Source organism: Streptomyces sp. NBC_01320 (assembly GCF_035974375.1).
GTDB classification, from domain to species: Bacteria; Actinomycetota; Actinomycetes; order Streptomycetales; family Streptomycetaceae; genus Streptomyces; species Streptomyces yanii.
This window is the reverse complement of record NZ_CP108390.1, coordinates 581,904-599,841: the sequence shown is the minus strand read 5'-3', so window position 1 is coordinate 599,841 and position 17,938 is coordinate 581,904. Positions and strand designations below refer to the sequence as shown.

Annotated in this window: 19 protein-coding genes and 1 pseudogene; 13 read left to right on the top strand and 7 right to left on the bottom strand. The window is 69.5% G+C overall.

The annotated features are described in order from the left end of the window. Positions 1 to 71: 71 nt before the first annotated feature. From OG395_RS03060 to OG395_RS03040, 5 genes are read left to right on the top strand one after another with little or no spacing between them, the layout of a single operon-like run. Positions 72 to 1,388: an IS701 family transposase gene (locus OG395_RS03060; RefSeq protein ID WP_327241481.1), complete on the top strand. Its 1,317-nt coding sequence runs from the start codon at positions 72 to 74 to the stop codon at positions 1,386 to 1,388. 41 nt (positions 1,389 to 1,429) lie between these two features. Further along, positions 1,430 to 2,098: a tyrosine-type recombinase/integrase gene (locus tag OG395_RS03055; RefSeq protein WP_327241480.1), complete on the top strand. Its 669-nt coding sequence runs from the start codon at positions 1,430 to 1,432 to the stop codon at positions 2,096 to 2,098. Positions 2,099 to 2,115: 17 nt separating this feature from the next. Then, the gene (locus OG395_RS03050; RefSeq protein ID WP_327241479.1) at positions 2,116 to 2,460 is read left to right on the top strand and encodes a helix-turn-helix domain-containing protein; all 345 of its coding nucleotides are present in this window, start codon (positions 2,116 to 2,118) and stop codon (positions 2,458 to 2,460) included. Continuing rightward, complete coding sequence (locus OG395_RS03045; RefSeq protein ID WP_327241478.1) at positions 2,457 to 4,883, top strand: site-specific integrase; 2,427 nt, start codon at positions 2,457 to 2,459, stop codon at positions 4,881 to 4,883. The genes OG395_RS03050 and OG395_RS03045 overlap by 4 nt, the downstream gene beginning before the upstream one ends. Before the next feature lie 32 nt (positions 4,884 to 4,915). Then, complete coding sequence (locus tag OG395_RS03040) at positions 4,916 to 5,461, top strand: GNAT family N-acetyltransferase (RefSeq protein WP_327241477.1); 546 nt, start codon at positions 4,916 to 4,918, stop codon at positions 5,459 to 5,461. A 59-nt stretch (positions 5,462 to 5,520) separates the two neighbouring features. Here the strand turns inward: OG395_RS03040 and OG395_RS03035 are convergent, their stop codons facing one another. Beyond that, entirely contained in the window at positions 5,521 to 5,745 is a 225-nt protein-coding gene (locus OG395_RS03035; RefSeq protein WP_327241476.1) for a hypothetical protein, read from the bottom strand. A gap of 295 nt (positions 5,746 to 6,040) precedes the next feature. Here OG395_RS03035 and OG395_RS03030 point away from each other — a divergent pair, with 295 nt between their 5' ends. After that, on the top strand, positions 6,041 to 6,436 hold the full coding sequence (locus OG395_RS03030; RefSeq protein ID WP_327241475.1) for a helix-turn-helix domain-containing protein: 396 nt from the start codon (positions 6,041 to 6,043) through the stop codon (positions 6,434 to 6,436). A gap of 285 nt (positions 6,437 to 6,721) precedes the next feature. Here OG395_RS03030 and OG395_RS03025 read toward each other — a convergent pair whose 3' ends face one another. The 4 genes from OG395_RS03025 to OG395_RS03010 all read right to left on the bottom strand — a co-directional run bounded on the left by OG395_RS03025 (position 6,722) and on the right by OG395_RS03010 (position 8,499). Then, positions 6,722 to 7,303, bottom strand: coding sequence for a dihydrofolate reductase family protein (locus OG395_RS03025; protein WP_327241474.1), 582 nt, complete (start codon positions 7,301 to 7,303; stop codon positions 6,722 to 6,724). 65 nt (positions 7,304 to 7,368) lie between these two features. Further along, complete coding sequence (locus OG395_RS03020) at positions 7,369 to 7,632, bottom strand: helix-turn-helix domain-containing protein (RefSeq protein WP_327241473.1); 264 nt, start codon at positions 7,630 to 7,632, stop codon at positions 7,369 to 7,371. Between the two features lie 133 nt (positions 7,633 to 7,765). Then, entirely contained in the window at positions 7,766 to 8,152 is a 387-nt protein-coding gene (locus tag OG395_RS03015) for a DUF6233 domain-containing protein (protein WP_327241472.1), read from the bottom strand. A gap of 2 nt (positions 8,153 to 8,154) precedes the next feature. Further along, the gene (locus OG395_RS03010) at positions 8,155 to 8,499 is read right to left on the bottom strand and encodes a hypothetical protein (RefSeq protein WP_327241471.1); all 345 of its coding nucleotides are present in this window, start codon (positions 8,497 to 8,499) and stop codon (positions 8,155 to 8,157) included. A gap of 384 nt (positions 8,500 to 8,883) precedes the next feature. Between OG395_RS03010 and OG395_RS03005 the strand changes: the two genes are divergently transcribed. Together OG395_RS03005 and OG395_RS58015 are read left to right on the top strand one after the other, a co-directional pair. Continuing rightward, positions 8,884 to 9,387: a hypothetical protein gene (locus OG395_RS03005; protein ID WP_327241470.1), complete on the top strand. Its 504-nt coding sequence runs from the start codon at positions 8,884 to 8,886 to the stop codon at positions 9,385 to 9,387. Positions 9,388 to 9,605: 218 nt separating this feature from the next. After that, a pseudogene (locus tag OG395_RS58015) lies at positions 9,606 to 10,136 on the top strand (relaxase domain-containing protein); the annotation flags it as partial. 129 nt (positions 10,137 to 10,265) lie between these two features. On the opposite strand, the gene OG395_RS03000 reads toward OG395_RS58015, so the two are convergent. Next, a complete protein-coding gene (locus OG395_RS03000) occupies positions 10,266 to 10,424 on the bottom strand; it encodes a hypothetical protein (RefSeq protein WP_327241469.1) in 159 nt (52 codons plus the stop codon). Positions 10,425 to 10,483: 59 nt separating this feature from the next. On the opposite strand from OG395_RS03000, the gene OG395_RS02995 reads away from it, so the two are divergent. Continuing rightward, on the top strand, positions 10,484 to 10,612 hold the full coding sequence (locus OG395_RS02995; RefSeq protein ID WP_327241468.1) for a hypothetical protein: 129 nt from the start codon (positions 10,484 to 10,486) through the stop codon (positions 10,610 to 10,612). Positions 10,613 to 10,684: 72 nt separating this feature from the next. On the opposite strand, the gene OG395_RS02990 is transcribed toward OG395_RS02995, so the two are convergent. Further along, positions 10,685 to 11,452, bottom strand: a complete 768-nt coding sequence (locus OG395_RS02990; protein WP_266993514.1) for an IclR family transcriptional regulator — start codon at positions 11,450 to 11,452, stop codon at positions 10,685 to 10,687. 81 nt (positions 11,453 to 11,533) lie between these two features. Here OG395_RS02990 and OG395_RS02985 point away from each other — a divergent pair, with 81 nt between their 5' ends. The 4 genes from OG395_RS02985 (at position 11,534) to OG395_RS02970 (ending at position 17,845) form a co-directional block, all read left to right on the top strand. After that, positions 11,534 to 13,204 carry an HAL/PAL/TAL family ammonia-lyase gene (locus OG395_RS02985; protein WP_327241467.1) on the top strand — a complete coding sequence of 557 codons (1,671 nt, stop codon included), beginning with the start codon at positions 11,534 to 11,536 and terminating at the stop codon, positions 13,202 to 13,204. 218 nt (positions 13,205 to 13,422) lie between these two features. Beyond that, positions 13,423 to 15,138: a urocanate hydratase gene (locus OG395_RS02980; protein WP_327241466.1), complete on the top strand. Its 1,716-nt coding sequence runs from the start codon at positions 13,423 to 13,425 to the stop codon at positions 15,136 to 15,138. Beyond that, positions 15,131 to 16,345 carry an imidazolonepropionase gene (gene hutI, locus OG395_RS02975; RefSeq protein ID WP_327241465.1) on the top strand — a complete coding sequence of 405 codons (1,215 nt, stop codon included), beginning with the start codon at positions 15,131 to 15,133 and terminating at the stop codon, positions 16,343 to 16,345. The genes OG395_RS02980 and hutI overlap by 8 nt, the downstream gene beginning before the upstream one ends. A 102-nt stretch (positions 16,346 to 16,447) precedes the next feature. Then, positions 16,448 to 17,845: a formimidoylglutamate deiminase gene (locus OG395_RS02970; RefSeq protein ID WP_327241464.1), complete on the top strand. Its 1,398-nt coding sequence runs from the start codon at positions 16,448 to 16,450 to the stop codon at positions 17,843 to 17,845. The last annotated feature ends 93 nt before the right edge of the window (positions 17,846 to 17,938 follow it).

Genomic DNA, 17,938 nt, shown 5'->3' with positions numbered 1-17,938 from the left:
CTGGCGGTGCGGGGCGGGACAGCAGAGAAGCATCGGCGGTGCTTGCGTCGCCTGCTGAGAGGGACCCGCCGATGCTTCCGGACACGACCGTACCCGCTTCGCTGCTGGCGGTGCTGACGTTCCTGCGGGGCTGTTTCACCACACCGACCTTCACCACCTTCGCCGCGCTGGTCACGGGCTTGATCGCGCAGACCGGCCGGGGCACGGTGACCGGCATGGTGACGGGCGCGGGATTGACGCGCACCTGGTCCCACGACCGTGCCCACGCCTTCTTCTCCCGCGCGAGCTGGAACCCCGACCTGCTGGGCATCTCCCTCTCCCATCTGGTTGTGCGCCAACTCCTGTCAGCAGATGGGGTGTTGACAGTGGCGGTGGACGACACGCTGTTCAAGCGGCGCGGGAAGAAAGTCTTCGGCGCGGCCTGGCAGCACGACGGCGCGGCCCGGGGTCCGAAGCCGGTCGGGCGCGGGACCTGCTTCGTGGTGGTCGGCATCGTGGTCCAACTGCCGTTCCTGGCAAGGCCGGTGTGCCTGCCGGTGATGGCCCGGCTGTGGCGCCCGAAGCAGGAGCAGTCCAAGGTCGGCCTCGCCGCGTCCATGATCCGCCTGCTGGCCGCCTGCCACCACGGGCGGCGCATCCACGTCGTCGCGGACGCCGCCTACCACGGCAAGGCGCTCCGCGACCTGCCCGCGACCTGCACGTTCACCACCCGCCTGCCCGCGAGCGCGGTGCTGTACGACCTGGCCCCGCCGCCCACCGGGCGCCGCGGCCGACCCGCCCTCAAGGGCGAACGCCTTGGCACACCCAAGGACCTGGCCACCACCGCCGCCTTCACCAGGACCGAGGTCAAGCGGTATCAGCGGACCGACACCGTGCACCTGGCCGAGACCACCTGCCTGTGGTACGGCTCCTTCCACACCCGCACCGTCCGCGTGATCCTCCTGCGCGACGACACCACCGACACCGGCTACGACCTGGCGCTGGTCACCACCGACCTCACCACCCGCGCGGCCGGCCTGATCGCCCGCTACGCGTCACGCTGGTCGATCGAGGTCACCTTCGCCGAGGCCCGCGACCTGCTCGGCGTCGGTCAGGCCCAAAACCGCACCCGCTCGGCCGTCGAGCGCACCGTCCCGTTCGGTCTGTACTGCTACACGATCACCGTGGCCTGGTACGCGCTGCACGGCCACCACCCCCGCGACGTCGCCGAGCGCCGCGAGCGGGCCCCGTGGTACACCACCAAGGCCGAGCCGGCCCTGTCCGACATGGCCGCCAAGCTCCGCCGGGTGATCATCGCCGCCCGATTTACGCCCACCCGCCCAGGCCAGCCCACGGATGAGGAAATCCGCGCCGTCCAACAGGCGTGGGCCGCAGCCGGCGCAGCCTGATCACCCAAACCTGTCAGAACATCGAAAGTCGAGAGGGAATAGTGCACGGTCGGAATAACCCCCTCCCGCCAGTAATCAAACACCTGAAGCGCGGCTGCCTGAGCCTCCAGCGCACCCCCGACGGCACCGTCTACCGCCACCGCCTGCACAGCCTCGCCTTCAAGGGCGAAGACGCCCACGGCGTGCCCGCCACCTGGATCGTCACCGCCCCAGTCGCCCGGGCCATCGCCGTCCTCGAACGCCTCCAACCCGACAATCAGCCCTACCTGTTCACGTTCCTGCCCAGCTACGTCCGCTACGGCAAGGCCAAGAAGGGCCAGCCGCCGCGGCGCCGGAACGTGCTGTCGATGATGGACTGGGCGACCGATGCCGTCGCGGACTACGTCGAGAACATCCGGCCTCGCTTCGGATTCCCCGATCAGCCGGCGCTCTGGATCACTGAGCGCGGAGGACGTCTCCAGCCAGGCACGATCAACGACCGCTTCGAGGCATACCGGGACGCACTCAAGCTGCCGAAGGCGTTGGTCCCCCATTCCCTAAGGCATTCGTACGTCACGCATCTGACTGAGGACGGCGTCGACCGGCGCTTCATCCAGCAGCAGGTCGGCCACGAGTGCGACAGCTCCACCGCCATCTACACGCACGTCAGCGACGACTTCATGAACACTGCTCTGAGCAAGGCCCTGGCCCCGGCGTTCGCCGGCGTCTGACGAGGAAGGACCCGAAGATGGCCGCCAAGCTTGACTACCACTGGCATCTGCGCAAGGTCATGGCGGACCGCGGCATGTTCTCCACCACCGACCTCCTGCCGCTGCTGAAGGAACGCGACATCACGCTGTCGTCCAGCCAGGTCTACCGCCTTGTCGTCGAACGGCCCGAGCGGCTCAGCCTCAAAATCCTCATGGCCCTGCTGGACATCCTGGACTGCACGATGGACGACCTCATCGAGCCGATCACCGGTGCCGGCATCGCGGCGAAGCCGAAGAAGGCAGCCACTGGCGGGACCGCGGCCTCCGAAGGCATCGGCGATCTACGGCCAAAGAGGGCCCGGATTACCGGAGTTGACCGGTGACCGGTAGTGCCGAGGAAGTCCTCGCAGACCCGGTCGGTCTGGTGGTACGACTCGTCGGCAACGTCGAAAAACACCTGGACGCTGCCCGCGTCCGCGACATCGTCCACGCAGTCGTACGCGCACGAGCAGGCCGCCGCAGCCTCGCCCAGGCCCTGCACGACGACCCGTCGCTACTGCGAACCGGACAGCCACCGGCGCCCTACTGCGTCGCGAAACTGCTGATGGCCCTGCACGACGCCGGCGCCCAGGATGTCGCACTGCCCCGCTGCGGCGAGTGCGGACGTGCATGCGGCTACGTCGGCAGCAGCACCGGAGGACGGTGGGGGTGCTCGCGCTGCTTCGACAAGCCTGCCGTCTGCGCGGGCTGCCGCGAAGAACGACGCGTCGTTAGCCGGGACCGTCGCGGCGAGCCGCGGTGCGCGAACTGCCCTGACACCGGCGGCGATCCGCTTCGGGAACTCACCGAGCTCATCACGAGCCTCGATCCCGCCCTCAATGCCGACGCGGTCCTGGCGGCGCTCGCACGCGCCACCGTCCGGCCCGCCGGGCAGCGGCGCCTGGCCTGGGCCGTCGTCGCCCGCCCCGAGCTGCTGACCAGCGCCGGTTGCGAAGCGCCCACCCCCGCCGCCCTGCGGTTCATCGACGAACTCGTCAAAGCCGGGGCGACCAAGGTCGTCCGACCGGCCTGTCCGCGCTGCCACGGAGTGAAGGCGCTGTCCAAGCTGCTGGACGGCAAGAGGATCTGCCGGGCCTGCTTCGCCCACCACGCGGCCGTCCCCTGCTTCGGCTGTGGCGCCGTGCGTGAGCCCGCTACCCGCGATGCCGAGGGCCGGCCGCTGTGTCCGAACTGCATGATCAGGCAGCCCGCGAACCTGGAGGAGTGCGTCGGCTGCGGCCGCCGCAAGCCCGTCGCGAACCGGCTGCCCGATGGCCCACGTTGCCAGAACTGCCGGCCGAGAATCACCGCGGAGTGCGGCATCTGCGGGCGGACGGCGCTCTGCGACATGTCCCGGGCTACCGGCCAGCCCTGGTGCGACCGCTGCCAGCAGCGATGGGTGGCCTGCAGCAGTTGCGGCACCGTCGCCCAGGCCCGAAGCGGCACCTGGGAGGCACCGTTGTGCGCGAAGTGCACCAACCCCGATCCGGACTTCTGGGGCCGCTGCCCGGTCTGCACCGTCACCTGGCAGCTCAGCCCCCGCCCCTGCCAACGATGCGCCCTCGACCAGCGAGTACGCGACCTCCTCGGCAACCCCACCGGGGCCATCCGGCCCGAACTCGGCCCGTTCCATGAGGCATTGACGAGTTCCGAGCGCTCGGACGTCGTCTTCGCCTGGGTCTCTCGCTCGAAGGCCCGAGACCTCCTGGAGCGTATAGGACGCGACGAGAGGACCGTCACCCACGAGGTCCTCGACGAATTGCCCCCGGGCAAAGTGCTGGCCCACCTGCGCAGTGTCCTGGTCGCGACCGGCGCCCTGGCACCCCGCGACGAGCGACTTATCGCCCTGGAGAAATGGATCACCGCGACGGTCCAGGCCCGCACCGACCTCGCCGAGCGCCGGATCCTGCACGGCTACGCGGTCTGGCACCACCTACGCCGGCTCCGACGACGCCTCGGCGAAGACCACACCACCCGCCTCCAAGACCTCAACGTCCGCTGCCACGTCTCCGCGGCCGACAACTTTCTCACCTGGCTCGGAGGCGAAGGGCTAACGCTGGGGATCTGCACACAGCCGGACCTGGAACGCTGGATGGCCGAGCCCACGGTCAGCTACCCCGACGAGACCGGCCACTTCGTCCGCTGGTCGCTACAACACCGACATGCCAGCGGACTCACCTACGGCACCGTCCGCTGGACCGGCCCCCAGGGCACCATCGACAGCGAGAAACGCTGGGCCGACGCCCGGCGCCTCCTCAACGACGACACACTGCCGACACCGGACCGCGTCGCGGGACTGCTGCTGATCCTCTACGCACAGAAGATTGCCACCATCAGCCAGCTCACCGTCGACGATCTCCAAAGCGACGGTGACACCGTCGCGATCGCGTTCGGCACCTCGCCGGTTGTCCTCCCCATGCCGCTGGCCAGTCTGGTCCGCGAGCTCGTCGCGACCCGCCGCGGCAAGGCCAAGATCGGCACACCGGACGAGGCCCCCTGGCAGTTCCCGGGAGGGCACCCGGGGCTCCCGCTCACGGACAGCCAGATCGGCAAGCGCCTTCACAAGATCGGGATCCGGCCCAAACAGGATCGGTCCACAGCCCTGTTCACCCTCGCGACCGAAGTCCCCGCCGCGATCCTTGCCCGGATGCTCGGGATTCACATCAAAGTCGCCGTCCAGTGGCAGCAGGCATCGGGCGGTGACTGGGCCGCCTACGCCGCAGACGTCGCCCAGCGGAACCCTGACCAGCACAACTCGAAAGCCTAACCGTGACCGACCCGAAAGCGACACTTCCCGCTATGACCAGCACGAACACCCCTGCCTTTCACCAGATCGTCCGCCCGCACGAGATCACAGCAGAACTGAAACGCGAACTGATCGACTGCTGGATCACGGTCACCAACGCCGGCGGCGCCGCCGGGTTTCCCTTCCCACCCGTCGACACAGACCATGTCGCTCCCGTCGCCGACCGGCTCATCGCGGACCTCGATCCCGATCGCAGCCGACTCCTCCTCGCCGCCATCGACGGCAGCCTCGCTGGCTGGCTGAACATCCGCCGCGACATAAACCCGGTCGTCGCGCACTGGGGCACCATCAACCACCTCCAGAGCCACACCAGTTTCCGCGGTCGCTCTATCGGCACTGCGCTGATGAACCGGGCCCGTGAGATCGCCCGCGACGAGATGAACCTCGAGCAGCTGCACCTCGCTGCACGGGGCGGGGTCGGGCTCGAAGACTTCTACGGCCGTCTCGGCTGGAAGGAGATCGGACGATGGCCTGGTGCCCTTCGGCTCGCCCCAGACGACGACCGCGACGAGATCCTCATGATCCTGGCGCCGCTGTGATCCGTTCCCGCCTCCCCGCCGAGGGGGTATTCGGACGGTTCCAATACCCGACTCCACCATTAGGCACCAGCACCTCCGGCTTCCGCGACGAAGTCGAAGCCGAGGAAGCCCTCACCCGCGGCCAGGTACTCGCCGACATGGCCGCCGACCCCGACCGGCCCCGGCTGACCGGACCGGCCGGCGCCGAAGCCGAAGCCCGCCTCACCGCCCTGGCCCAGCACGCCGTCTCCGACGGCCAGGTCGTCACCGACGAAGCCCGCCTGCGCCGCATCATCGCCCGCCACGACCCCCACCTCTACCCCGGCCGCTTCCTCACCTGCGTCTACAACCCCGACCGCGCCCTGTGCCGCACCCCGGCCAGCTCAGCGGACACCCCAGCCATGGGCGACTGCCAGCCCCTGGCCTGCCGCAACACCGCGCTGACGCCCGACAACCACCGCGCCCTCACAGAGCACCTAGCAGAACTGACGGCATCCATCGCCAACGGCGACCGCCTTGCCCCTACCTCCGCCACCGGCTCACCGAACAGCGCACCGCCACCGAAGCCTTCCTCACCCGCCACACCCCGGAGACCAGCCCGTGAAACGCCCGCTGCCAGATGCCGACACCGTCAAGGCGGCCATCGACACCGTCCTCAAACAGGCCCTCGCCACAGGGCGCCGCCCCACCGTCACCGCAGTCGAGCGGCACCTCGGCATCCCGCACGCGACCTTCCACCGCCACTACCGCGACCTGGTCGAGGAACACTTCCTGCCCCGCGTCCCAGCGCCCGCACAACCGGCCCCAGCCGAAACGATCAGCGGGCGCACGGAGGAGAACCTGAGCCGGCTACGGCGGGAAGACACCGATCTACGCCACACCCTGGCCCTGTACGAGGAAGCCATCCGCCAGCTCACCCTCGAAAACGACGCCCTCCGCCAGCACGCCGCCATCGTGCCCCTGCCTACCGGCCGCGGCACGCCTGCCCGAGCCTGACCAGTCCGTGCACATGCATATCCGACTCCCCGCAAACGCGTTCAAGCCTTCGTCAGATGAACGCCCGATCAGCCATTGCGGCCCCCCTCATCCCTTCCGGGGGGTCGGCCAAGATACGACGGAAACCGGCAACCAGTGATCTTGAGTTGAACTTGCCGCAGGTGAGGTGCTGGGGCGGATCGGCGTCGGCTGCCCGACCAGGGACAGCGATGCGCAAACGCAGCCGGTGGCCCGATCTTGTGTCACCGTTCGCAGCGGACTTCTTCGCGTACCCGCTCAGATCGGTCAACGGTGCACCCGATAGCGCAGGTGAAGCACCCGGTTGCCCTGAATCACCACGTCAGGATCCTCCAACAGGTGCTGCGCGTGGACCGACCCGAAGTAGCGCTTGCCGGACCCGAACACGACGGGTACGACGTCCATGCGCACCTCGTCGATCAGGCCCGCGGCAAGCACCTGGCCACCGACGTCGCCGGCGGCGACCTCGACCATGCGGTCACCCGCAAGCTCCTGCGCCTTGGCCATGGCTGCCTCGACGCCGTCGACGAAGTGAAACGGCGCCTCGGGGTCCCAGCCCTCGGGCTCCGGCCGGTGCGTCACGACGACCACGTGGTCGATCCCGCCCGGCGGCTTCCCGTCCCAGCCGTCCGTCAGGTCGAAGACGTGGCGGCCGACGATCGTGACTCCGATCTGGTCCCAGTACGGCCGGGTGTAGTCGTAGGACGTCTGCGACACCTTCAGCTCGCCGCTCTCGTCCAACGGGACGTCACCGCTGGACAACCAGTCGAACAGCGGTCCGGGCTGGTCATTCTCGTCCGCGACGAAGCCGTCCACCGACACCGAGCTGTACATGACCACCTTGCCCACGGGGCTCTCCTCTGCTTTGGGGTGCCCCAAATTAGCGTGTCGTGAGCTGTCGCTCTTGTAAGAAATCAATCGGCCGGCAGCGGCCAGCCGTCCAGCGCGTGGCCGGGATGTTCGCCCAGGAACCGTCGCCGGACTTCGACGTACCGGGTCGGCGTGAGCCCGGTGAACGCCCGGAACTCGTGGCCGAAGTGGGCCTGGTCGAAGTAGCCTGCGCCACCGGCGAGGTCGCCCCAGTCGATCGGTCCGGCAGGGTTGATCGCGAACACGGTGGCGGCGAAGCGGTAGGTGCGGGCCAGCCGCTTCGGCGTGACGCCGATGAGTTCCGACAACGGACAGCACTCAACCCTGTCCATAACTTCGGCTCGTACCACCAGCCCGGCCCCTGCGGCAGCACCGGTACGGCACGGGCCAGCGCCACGCTGATCGGGAGTTCCACGCCTTCATGCTGCGACCAGGCACTGATCACGGCGCGCCGAGCGCAGTGTCCGGCCGGCACACCCCGCAGGGCGGGGCCCCGTCAACGAGAGCGGCGAGTGCCTGCTCCCGGCTGATCGCCCGCAGCCGCTTTCCCGCGGCGAAACAGTCGCCACGGTGGACCTCGGACCGCGGGGTGCCGACACCAATGTCGTCGATGCCCCAGTCCGGGATACGCGGGCGCCGCTCCCCGCGACGCCGCTCCTCGACCCGCGGCTTCCCCCGCTCGCTCCTCTCCCGCGCCCGCTGCTCCTCCTGCTGTCGCTCCTGGGCCTCGAGCTCCCGGATCCGGCCCCGGGTCTGGCGCAACTGCCAGTCCAGCCACTCCTGAAGAGCCCGGAGCTTGTCGAGGCGGGATATCGACCCGTCGGACATGGCTACGCCGCCTCGTCCGCGGCTTCGTGTGCGTGCTTGAGGGCCATCCGGGCGTCCACCACCCCGCTTTCGAGGGTCGTCCAGTACGGGTGCGTGGCCACCAGGGCGCTCAGCTCGCGCAGCTTCTCCTGGAAGTCGGCGACCGTTGCGGCCTGCTCCGGTGTGTACCCGGGGCTGTCGGCCTTGCCGGAGCGGAAGCTGGTGTACGGCTGCTTCTCGCTCTCCCAGCCGGGCATCGGCTCTGCCGACCACGGGAGCGTGGCGGCGTACTGCTCGTATGCGGCGCGGGTCTGGTGGAGGGCGAGCTGGGCGTCGCGCAGGTCCTGGGGGAAGTCATACGTGGGCACACAGGAATGGTACGTGTGTTCGATTTTCGAATGCGAGCGGCGCGCTGACCGTTCCAGTGAATCCCTGTGACTGAGCACGCTAATTGGCTATTGAGCCCGTCAGTTGACCACTTTGGCGTTCGGGAGCCGTGCATGCTGGGGCTCTCCGCTCTTGTTCTCCATCCAGCGAGTGGCCGATGCGTGTGGAGCAACAGCTCGTGCCCGAGGAACTTGGCCAGGCCCTCGCCTGCTGGAGCCGCTGTGGATTCGACGCCGACGTGCCAACATGCCTCACGAGTCACACGCGGCAAGCGAAACGGGGGATCAGTGGGCGAGGAGACGCGTATGGGCGCCTGGTCCGGCTGGCGGAACCGGACCATCGAAATTCCCGGGGGTGGAGCCGGTATGCCCATACCGCTGGAGTTCCGCGGGGGCGTCACGTCCGACTTCGACGTGGTCGCGGTCCGGAAGGGGGCGTACCGCCAACGCGCCCGATCCGCCATAGCCAGGATCCACCGACGCGGCCCCTCACGCATCGTGCTGCCAGCAGACTGCGATGCCGTCATCATCCAACGCATCCGGTATCACGAGGGTGCCGGAGGCTTCAGCGGGTGGAAGCTGCGCGTCCTGGAGCCGGACGCGCTCCCGCAGCTCCCCACCGACGACTCCGAACGAAAGGGCACCGATACTTTCGGACACTTCGCCCCGAAGCCCTATTACGAGTACACGCCGGTCCTGCACTACGACTTCGTCGATGCCCCGGGGACGCTCATCTACACACCGGCCAGGGGCGGCGAACAGGTTGTCCGCCATACCTCCGCTGTTGATCAGAGGGGCACGCTGCGGCTCCCTCAGCACGGCTACGTGACCCTGTCCGCCCACGGGAAATGGCGCATCTCGGCCACCTGACAGAGACACACGGCTACATACCAACCACCTCGCAGGACGTGTACGCGCGACGTCGCGGCATGCCCCCTTGTGAGTTCCTGCATTCCGGGAGAACCGGCGAGATCCACGAGACAGGCACTGGCCGACGAGCCCCTCGGTGGTGAGCGGACAGTCGCGCAGTCTGTGTGCGGTACGGCGGGTGGTCGCCTCTCGGCGGAGGGCTCCATGGGGCTTCAGCGATGCGATCTTCCCCATGGGCTATAGGTGAGGCCCGGGGACACTGTCCCCTCCGTACCCACAGGCTGATGAACAGTCAACCAGTCAGGATCATTCCCCGTCACAGGCTCCGGTCATTGGGCGCCGACCTCTCGCAGCACCGGAGCTCTGCCGGTTCCGGGCAGGATGGGAAGTGCGGGTACCGGCTGCCCGTGGTGCGGGAGGCCTGCCCATGTTGTCGACGTTTTTCTCCCGCCGGGCGGGAGCGCTTGAAACAAGCCCTTGACCAGTGCTTTTTAGGTGCCGGGCTGGGTTGCATGATGACGTTCAAGCAAGTGAGCACGGGCTCCGCGTACCGGTACTACCTGCGCCAGGTCGTGGTCGGCGACAGCCGCCGGCCCCCGGGGAAGAACCTGGACCAGGCGCAGGAAGAGGCCGGGGTCCCACCCGGGGTGTGGATGGGCAAGGCCCTGCCCGCGGTCGGCTTGACCGCGGGATCCAGGGTGCCCCACCGGCAGATGGCGAACCTGTTAGGCAAGGGCCGGCACCCCGCCTCCGAGCAGATCATCGAGGTCAGACTCGCTGCCGGCGACCCCCGCGAAAGCCGAGCGCGCCACCCGCCTCGGTTACCGGATCCAGAAGTGGTCCGGGGCCGATCTGGTGTTCCGCGCGCCGGGCAGCGTTCAGATCCTGTGGGCCTTGGCCAGCGACGCGGTCAGGGAGCCGACCATCACCTGCTCGGGGCCCAGGGCTTGTCTGACCTGGCGCTCGATCAGGCTGAAGACCAGCAGGGCCAGGCAGATGACCTGGATCAAGGCGGCGACGCGGTGGTTGTGCTGCACGAACAGCGGGGTGACCGCCAGGGGGCCCTTACCGCGCCACGGAGGCGCTCCTCCCCGGTGTGCTGGCACACGGTTCCGGACTCACCGAAGCGCGGGCCCGTACGATCTCCCGGAGCGTCGCGGTGACGATCACGGCGATGATCGACAGTGCGTTCGCCGTCGAACCGTGCGACACCGCCCAGATCTAGGAGCTCAAGCACATGATCACGTGCTACCTGGGCGTCTACCTCGACCGAGCCCGCTGACAGCCCGCCGGCCGCTCACCGTCCGTCGATGACGACCTGGGCCAACGACTGTGCGGCGCTGTCCAGTTCCCGCCGGGCGTTCAGCTGCCACGTGCTCGGACAACGGTTCCGCGGACCTGCCACGCACAGGGCCGCCACGGCCTCGTGACCGACCAGCACGGGCACCGCCAGCGACACGGCACCCGGTGTCAACTCCCCCCGGGAGATCGCGAAACGCTGGGCGCGAACGGTCTTGAGGAGCCGGAGGACTTCCTCGCGGTCGGGTGTGTCGGGGGTGAACGCGCGCAGCCCGGTCTGCAGGACGCCGCGCACGACCGGCTCCGGGGCGAAAGCCAGCAGCACACGCTCGCCGGCGCCGGCGTACAGCGGCAGCAGCTGTCCGACCTGGAAGGCCAGCCGGATCTGGTGCGTCGACTCCACCTGCCGGGCGCAGATCCCGTGGTGGCCCAGGCGCATGATCAGCGTCACCGTCTCCCCGGTGGCGTCGGCCAGTTGCTGCAGGAAGGGCTCGGCCAGCTCGGCGATGCGGTCGGCCGGCGGTCCGGAGGTCCTTCCCGGGAGTCGGGGCCCCGCCCGGAAGGCACCCTCGGCCTCGCTGACGAAGCCGTACTCCCTCAGCGTCCGCAGGTAGCGGTAGGTGCTGCTCAGGGGTAGGTCCAGGGCGGCGGCGAGGGCGTCGGCGCGGATGCCGTCCTCGGTGAGGACCCGGGCGAGCACCGACAGGCCCTTGCCGAAAGAGGAGTCGCGTCCGGGCGGGACCGACCCATCATCAGATGTTTCCATGTGGTGAGAATAGTTATTTGCAGTATCTGGAATCAACCGGGGAAGCTTCTGTCGAAGCCGCGGTATACGAGGGAGGAATTCATGAATGCCCTTCAGATCGGGGCGATCCCGCTGACCATGCGGGATCTGATTGACGTCGCACGCCGTGGGAAGCGCGTGGAGCTGGCGCCCGGGTCGGCCGACCGGATGCGGGCGAGTCTGGACTGGGTCAGCGACGCCGTCGCGGGGCGGCTGCGCGACGATCCCGGGGCGCCGGTGGAGCCGATCTACAGCATCAACACCGGATTCGGTTCACTGGCCGGCCGCAAGGCGTTCGAGCGTCCGGAGCAGGCGAGCGACCTGTCGCGTCGCCTGATCATCTCCAACGCCTGCGGCGTGGGACGCCTGCTCGAACCGGACCTCATTCGCGCCGCCATGCTGATCCGTGCCGTCAGCCTGGCCCGCGGTCACTCCGGCGTTCGGGTCGAGGTGGCCCAGGCCATCCTGGACATGCTCAACCACGACGTGCTGCCGGCGGTTCCGGAGTACGGCAGCCTGGGAGCCAGCGGCGACCTCATCCCGCTCGCCCACCTCGCGATCGTGCTGTCCCGGGCGCCCGAGGGCGAGGACCTGGACGAGGAGAGCGGCCAGGCACTCCTGAACGGACAGGTCGTCTCCGGCCTGGCCGCGATGAAGGCCGCAGGCCTGGAACGGCTCAAGCTCGGCCCCAAGGAGGGCCTCGCGCTCACGAACGGCACCTCCTTCTCCACCGCCATGGCCGCCCTGGCCGTCCACGACGCCCGTCAGCTCGCCCTGACCTCCGAGGTCACGGCAGCCATGACGATCGAGGCGCTGACCGGCTTCGGGGACGCGTTCCTGCCGCAGATCCACGAGGCCCGCGGGCACCCCGGCCAGATCGCCTCCGCGGCCCACCTGCGGGCGCTGCTGAAAGGCAGCGCCTTCATCGACGGCAGCGAGGAGGAAGACCCGCGGCGGCAGCCCCCGCAGGATGCCTACTCCCTGCGCTGCGTGCCCCAGGTGCTCGGCGCCGTCCGGGAGAGCCTGGAGTTCGTCGGTTCCGTCGTCGAGCGGGAGATCAACGCCGCCACCGACAATCCGCTCATCTTTCCGGAGCTCCCGGCGAGCCGCCGGCTCAAGGCGCTCTCCGGCGGCAACTTCCATGCCGAATACCTCGCCTTCGCCTCCGACTTCACCGCGATCGCGGTGACCGAGATCGGCAGTATCGCGGAGCGGCGGCTGTTCCGCCTCGACGACGGGACGCTGAACCGCGGCCTGCCCGACATGCTGGTCCGGTCCGAGGACATCGGCATGGACTGCGGCTACATGCTCCCGCAGTACCTCGCCGCCGCGCTGGTCTCCGACTGCAAGACGCTGGCCCACCCGGACAGCGTCGACTCGATCCCCACCTGCGCGAACCAGGAGGACCACGTCTCGATGGCGAACAACGCCGGCCGGCACGCCCGGCAGGTTGTCGCCAACATCGAGAACGTGATCGGCATCGAGCTCGTCATGGCCGCCCAGGCCCTCGAACTGCGGCTGGAGGTCAGCGGCAAGGGCCCGGAGGCCCTGTCGCCCGCCTCGCGGGCCGTCATCGAGCTCGTCCGCTCCACCCCGACCAGCGACGGGCGCGGCATCACGCACCTCACCCGCGACGTCGTGATGTACCCGCGTGTCCGTGCGGCCACAGAACTCGTCCACGCGGGCGCCGTCCTCGACGCCGTGGCGCCGATCACCGGGGGAGAAGGGCACTGAGGGCGCTGTGATGCCCAACCGTCCCGTGCCGGCTCCACAAGTTTGACGTCGCATCAGTTCGGCGGCGGGTCCGGCGACATGACCGTCGCCATGGATCCTGCCTTGCCGAACCGTCGCCACCGGGCGATACGTGGCGTGACCGATCCGCTACGCATCCGGGATTCCGGATGCGTTTCCCTCCCGGCCGAAGCCCGGGACATTCCACGCAGGGAGTACTGATGACAGCAGTGGTCCGACCCGCTGACCCGTCCAAGCCCGAGATCCTCTACCAGGTCAGGGCGGAGCGCGGGGACACCCTGCGCTGCAAGGGCTGGAAGCAGGAGACGATCCTGCGGATGCTCGAGAACAACATGGAGGTCGCCGAACACCCCGAGAAGCTCGTGGTCTACGGAGGCATCGGCAAGGCCGCCCGCAACTGGGAGTCCTACCACGCGATCGTCGACGCGCTGAAGAATCTCGCGAACGACGAGACCCTCGTCGTCCAGTCCGGCATGCCCGTCGCGGTCTTCGAGACGCATGACCTGGCGCCGCGTGTGGTCATGGCGACGACGAACTTCGTCCGCCCCTCCTGGCAGCGCTTCTACGAACTGCAGGACAAGAACCTCACCATCTTCGCCCAGTACACCGCCGCGCCGTGGGAGTACATCGGCACGCAGGGCGTCATCCAGGGCACGTTCGAGACGCTGCGCTCGGTCGCCGCCATCCACCTCGACGGAGACTGGGCCGGCAAGATCCTCATCTGCGCCGGGATGGGCGGCATGGGCGGGAACCAGCCCCGCGCGATGACGATGCTCGGCGGCGTCTCGGTCTGCGCGGACGTCGACGAGCGGATCATCAAGCGTCGGATCGAGGTCGGCTACTGCGACGTTCTCGCGGACTCCATACCGCACGCGCTCGAACTCGCCCGTCAGGCCGCCGATGAGAAGCGTCCCCTCGGCATCGCCGTCGTCGCCAACGCGACGGAGCTGTTCGAATACTGTCTGGAGCACGACTTCCGCCCCGACGTGGTGACCGAGATGACCCCGGCGCACGACCCGGTGGCCTACGTCCCCGTCGGCCTCACCGTCCACGAGGCCGAGAAGCTGCGCAGGAGCGACCGCGACGGATACTTCCGGATCGCCCGCGACGCGATGGTGCGTCAGCTCAAGGCCATGAACACCTTCTACGACAACGGCGTGCCCACCTTCGAGTACGGCAACCAGATCCGCCGCCAGTGCGAGGAGCACGGCTTCGAGGACGCGCTTAAGATCCCCGGCTTCGTCGCGGCCTACCTGCGCCCGCTCTTCCTCGAGGGACGCGGTCCGTTCCGCTGGACGTGCACCTCCGGCGACCCCGCCGACCTGGCCCGGCTCGACGACCTCGTGCTGGAGTTGTTCGCCGACGACGAGCTCGTCACCCGCTGGATCAACCTGGCCCGCGTGCACGTGCCGATCGAGGGCCTGCCCGCCCGGGTGTGCTACCTGGGCTTCGGGCAGCGCAAGAAGTTCGGCCTCGCGGTCAACGAGTTGATCAAGCGCGGAGAGGTGAAGGGCACGGTTGCGTTCTCGCGCGACAACCTCGACTCCGGCTCGATCATCAACCCGACGTTCGAGTCCGAGAACATGCCCGACGGGTCCGACTGCATCTCGGACTGGCCCTACCTCAACGGGCTGCTCAACGCCTCGGGCATGTGCGACCTCATCGCCATCCAGGCCAACTACGCCATGGGCGACTCGGTCCACACGGGCGTGACGATGATTGCCGACGGTACCGACGAGGCGGCCTTCCGGCTCAAGGCATGTCTCACCGTGGACAGCGGCATCGGCGTCGTGCGCCACGCGCAGGCCGGCTACGCGCGCGCGAAGGAGGTGGCCGAGACGGTCGGTCCGGACGAGGGCATGTCGGTCCCGCTGTGGTGGACGCCCACGGCCACGTTCGGACCCGACGATGAGTGACGAGTCCCTCCGGCTCGTGGACCTGCTCGTCACCGGTGCGGCCGAGGTCCTCACCTGCGCCGGCGACGCGCCCGACCTGATCGGGCGCGTCGCCGGCGGCGGGGTCGCGGTGGACGGCGGCCGGATCGTCGCCGTCGGCGACGTGTCCCGGTACGCCGGGCGGCGGGTACTCGACGCCGCGGATCGCGTGGTGATGCCCGGGTTCGTCGACGCGCACACCCACGTCGTGTTCGGCGGCACGCGGGTCCAGGAGTACGCCGCTCGCGTCGCGGGCCTGGAGCCTCCTCCGGGCGCCCCCGCCGGGATCCTCGGCACCACGCTGGCCACACGGGCCTGCGCCACCCCGGAACTGGTCGAGCAGGCCGGCCCCCGGATCCTGGAGATGCTCGCGCACGGGACCACGACACTGGAGAGCAAGAGCGGCTACGGCCTCGACACCGCGACCGAGCTGCGCATCCTGGAGGCCGGACGTACCCTCGCCGCCGACCTGCCGGTGGACATCGTGTCCACGTACCTCGGGGCACACGCCTTCCCCCCTGGCGTCGAACACGCCGCCTACGTGGACCGCGTCGTCGACCTGATCCCCGCGATCGCTGAAACAGGGCTCGCCCGGTTCTGCGACGTCTACTGCGACGAGGGGTACTTCGACCTCGCCCGGACGCGGCGCATCCTCGAAGCCGGCATCGCCCACGGCCTGAAACCCAAGCTGCACCTTGACGCCTACAGCCACACCGGAGCGGCGCGGCTCGCTGCCGAACTCGGTGCGACCAGCGTCGACCACCTGAACCTCACCACCATGGGCGAGTTGGAAGCACTGGGGGCGGCGGGAGTCGTCGGGGTCTATTTGCCCTGCCTGGACTTCGCGGTCGCCCACCCGGCCCCGCTCGACCCCCGCCGCATCCTCGACGCGGGCATGGAACTCGCTCTGGCCACCGACATCTGCCCCGGCTGCTGGACCACGAGCATGCAGCTGGCCGTCGTCATGGCCTGCCGCCACGGCGGCCTCAGCGTCCCGCAGGCGCTGCGGGCCGCGACGTACGGTGCGGCCCGGGCGCTCGGCTGCGACACCGTCACCGGGTCGCTGGAACCCGGCAAGCGCGCGGACCTGATCATCCTCGACGTCGCACGGCACGAGGACATCGCCTACCGGATCGGCCGCAATTCCGTGACCACCGTCGTGTCGGCGGGGACCGTCGTCGTCGGCTGAGGCCGGTCACCTGCCGGTTCGCCGCCGGTCCACTGCCGGTCCTGGAAATTCCTACGATCCGCAACACGAGCGCACGCGCTCTTTCCTGTCGAAGGTGCTTTCATGACGCCACCGATCCGCTTCCACGCCGAGTTCGCCTGGCTCGGCGGTACCGCCGCCGAGGCCGACGTTCTGATCGAGACCGACGGTGACCGCATCACCGCCGTGACGCCCGGGGTTCCGGCGCCGCCCGGCGCCCGGAGGCTGCCCGGCCTGACCATGCCAGGGCTGGCCAACACCCACTCGCACGTGTTCCACCGCGCCATCCGCGGCCACAGTCAGAGCGGGGTCGCGGACTTCTGGCGCTGGCGTGACCTGATGTACGGGGTGGCCGAGCGGCTCGACCCCGACCTGCTGTACGAGCTGGCGCTGGCGACCTACGCCGAGATGGCGCTCAGCGGGATCACCAGCGTGGGCGAGTTCCACTACGTGCACCACGGACCGGACGGGCGGCGCTACCGTGACCACAACGCCATGGGACGGGCCGTCGTCCGCGCCGCGAACGACGCCGGCCTGCGGATCACCCTGCTCGACGCCTGCTACCTGCAGGCCGATGCCGGTGGCGCACCCACCCGAGGCGTGCAGCGCCGGTTCGACGACGGTTCCTGGCAGGCGTGGGCGCGCCGGATGGACGGGCTCACTGACACGCCCCGGTCACGCGTCGGAGCAGCGATCCACAGCGTCCGCGCGGTGCCGCGCGCGGCGATGGGGCCCATCGCCGACTACGCCAGGGAACGCGGCCTGCCACTGCACGTGCACCTGTCCGAGCAGCCGGCCGAGAACGCCGCGTGTGAACAGGTGTACCGGATGACGCCCACGGAGTTGCTCGACACGGAGAAGGCGCTCGGCCCGCGCACCACGGCGGTGCACGCCACTCATCTGACCGACCGTGACATCGACCTGCTGGGCCGGTCCGGCACGACGGTCAGCATGTGCTGCACCACCGAGCGCGACCTCGCCGACGGGGTGGGACCGGCCGTGCGCCTGGCCCGTGCGGGCTCGCCGTTGTGCGTCGGCAGCGACGCCCACATGATGATCGACCTGTGGGAGGAGGCCCGTGCCATCGAGCTCGACGAGCGGCTGGTCAGCGGTCGGCGCGGACATCTGAGCGCGGGCGCTCTGGCCGCCGCGCTGACCGCGGACGGGGCCGCGTCGTTGGGCTGGGACTCCGGGCGCCTCGCCGCAGGAGCACTCGCCGACCTGGTGAGCGTGCGCCTCGACTCGCCACGCACCGCCGGCGCCCGCCATGGCGACCCGCTGGCACATGTGCTCTTCGCGGCGACCGGGGCGGACGTCGACACGGTCGTCGTCGCAGGCGATGTCGTCGTGGACCACGGCCGGCACCGGCACGTCGCGGACGTCGGCGCCGCGCTCGACCGGGCGATCGGCGTGGCGCTCGGCGCGCGCCGTCCAGCACGGCCGGTCGGAGGACAGCCGGCCGAGGGGCGGGAGGCGTGGTGATCACGCCCGCGCGGGGGCTTCGGAGCGGAGGTCAGCCCGCCGTCCGGACGGACGAAGCGGTGCAGCTGCGCTCCGAGTTGATCCGGCAGCGGC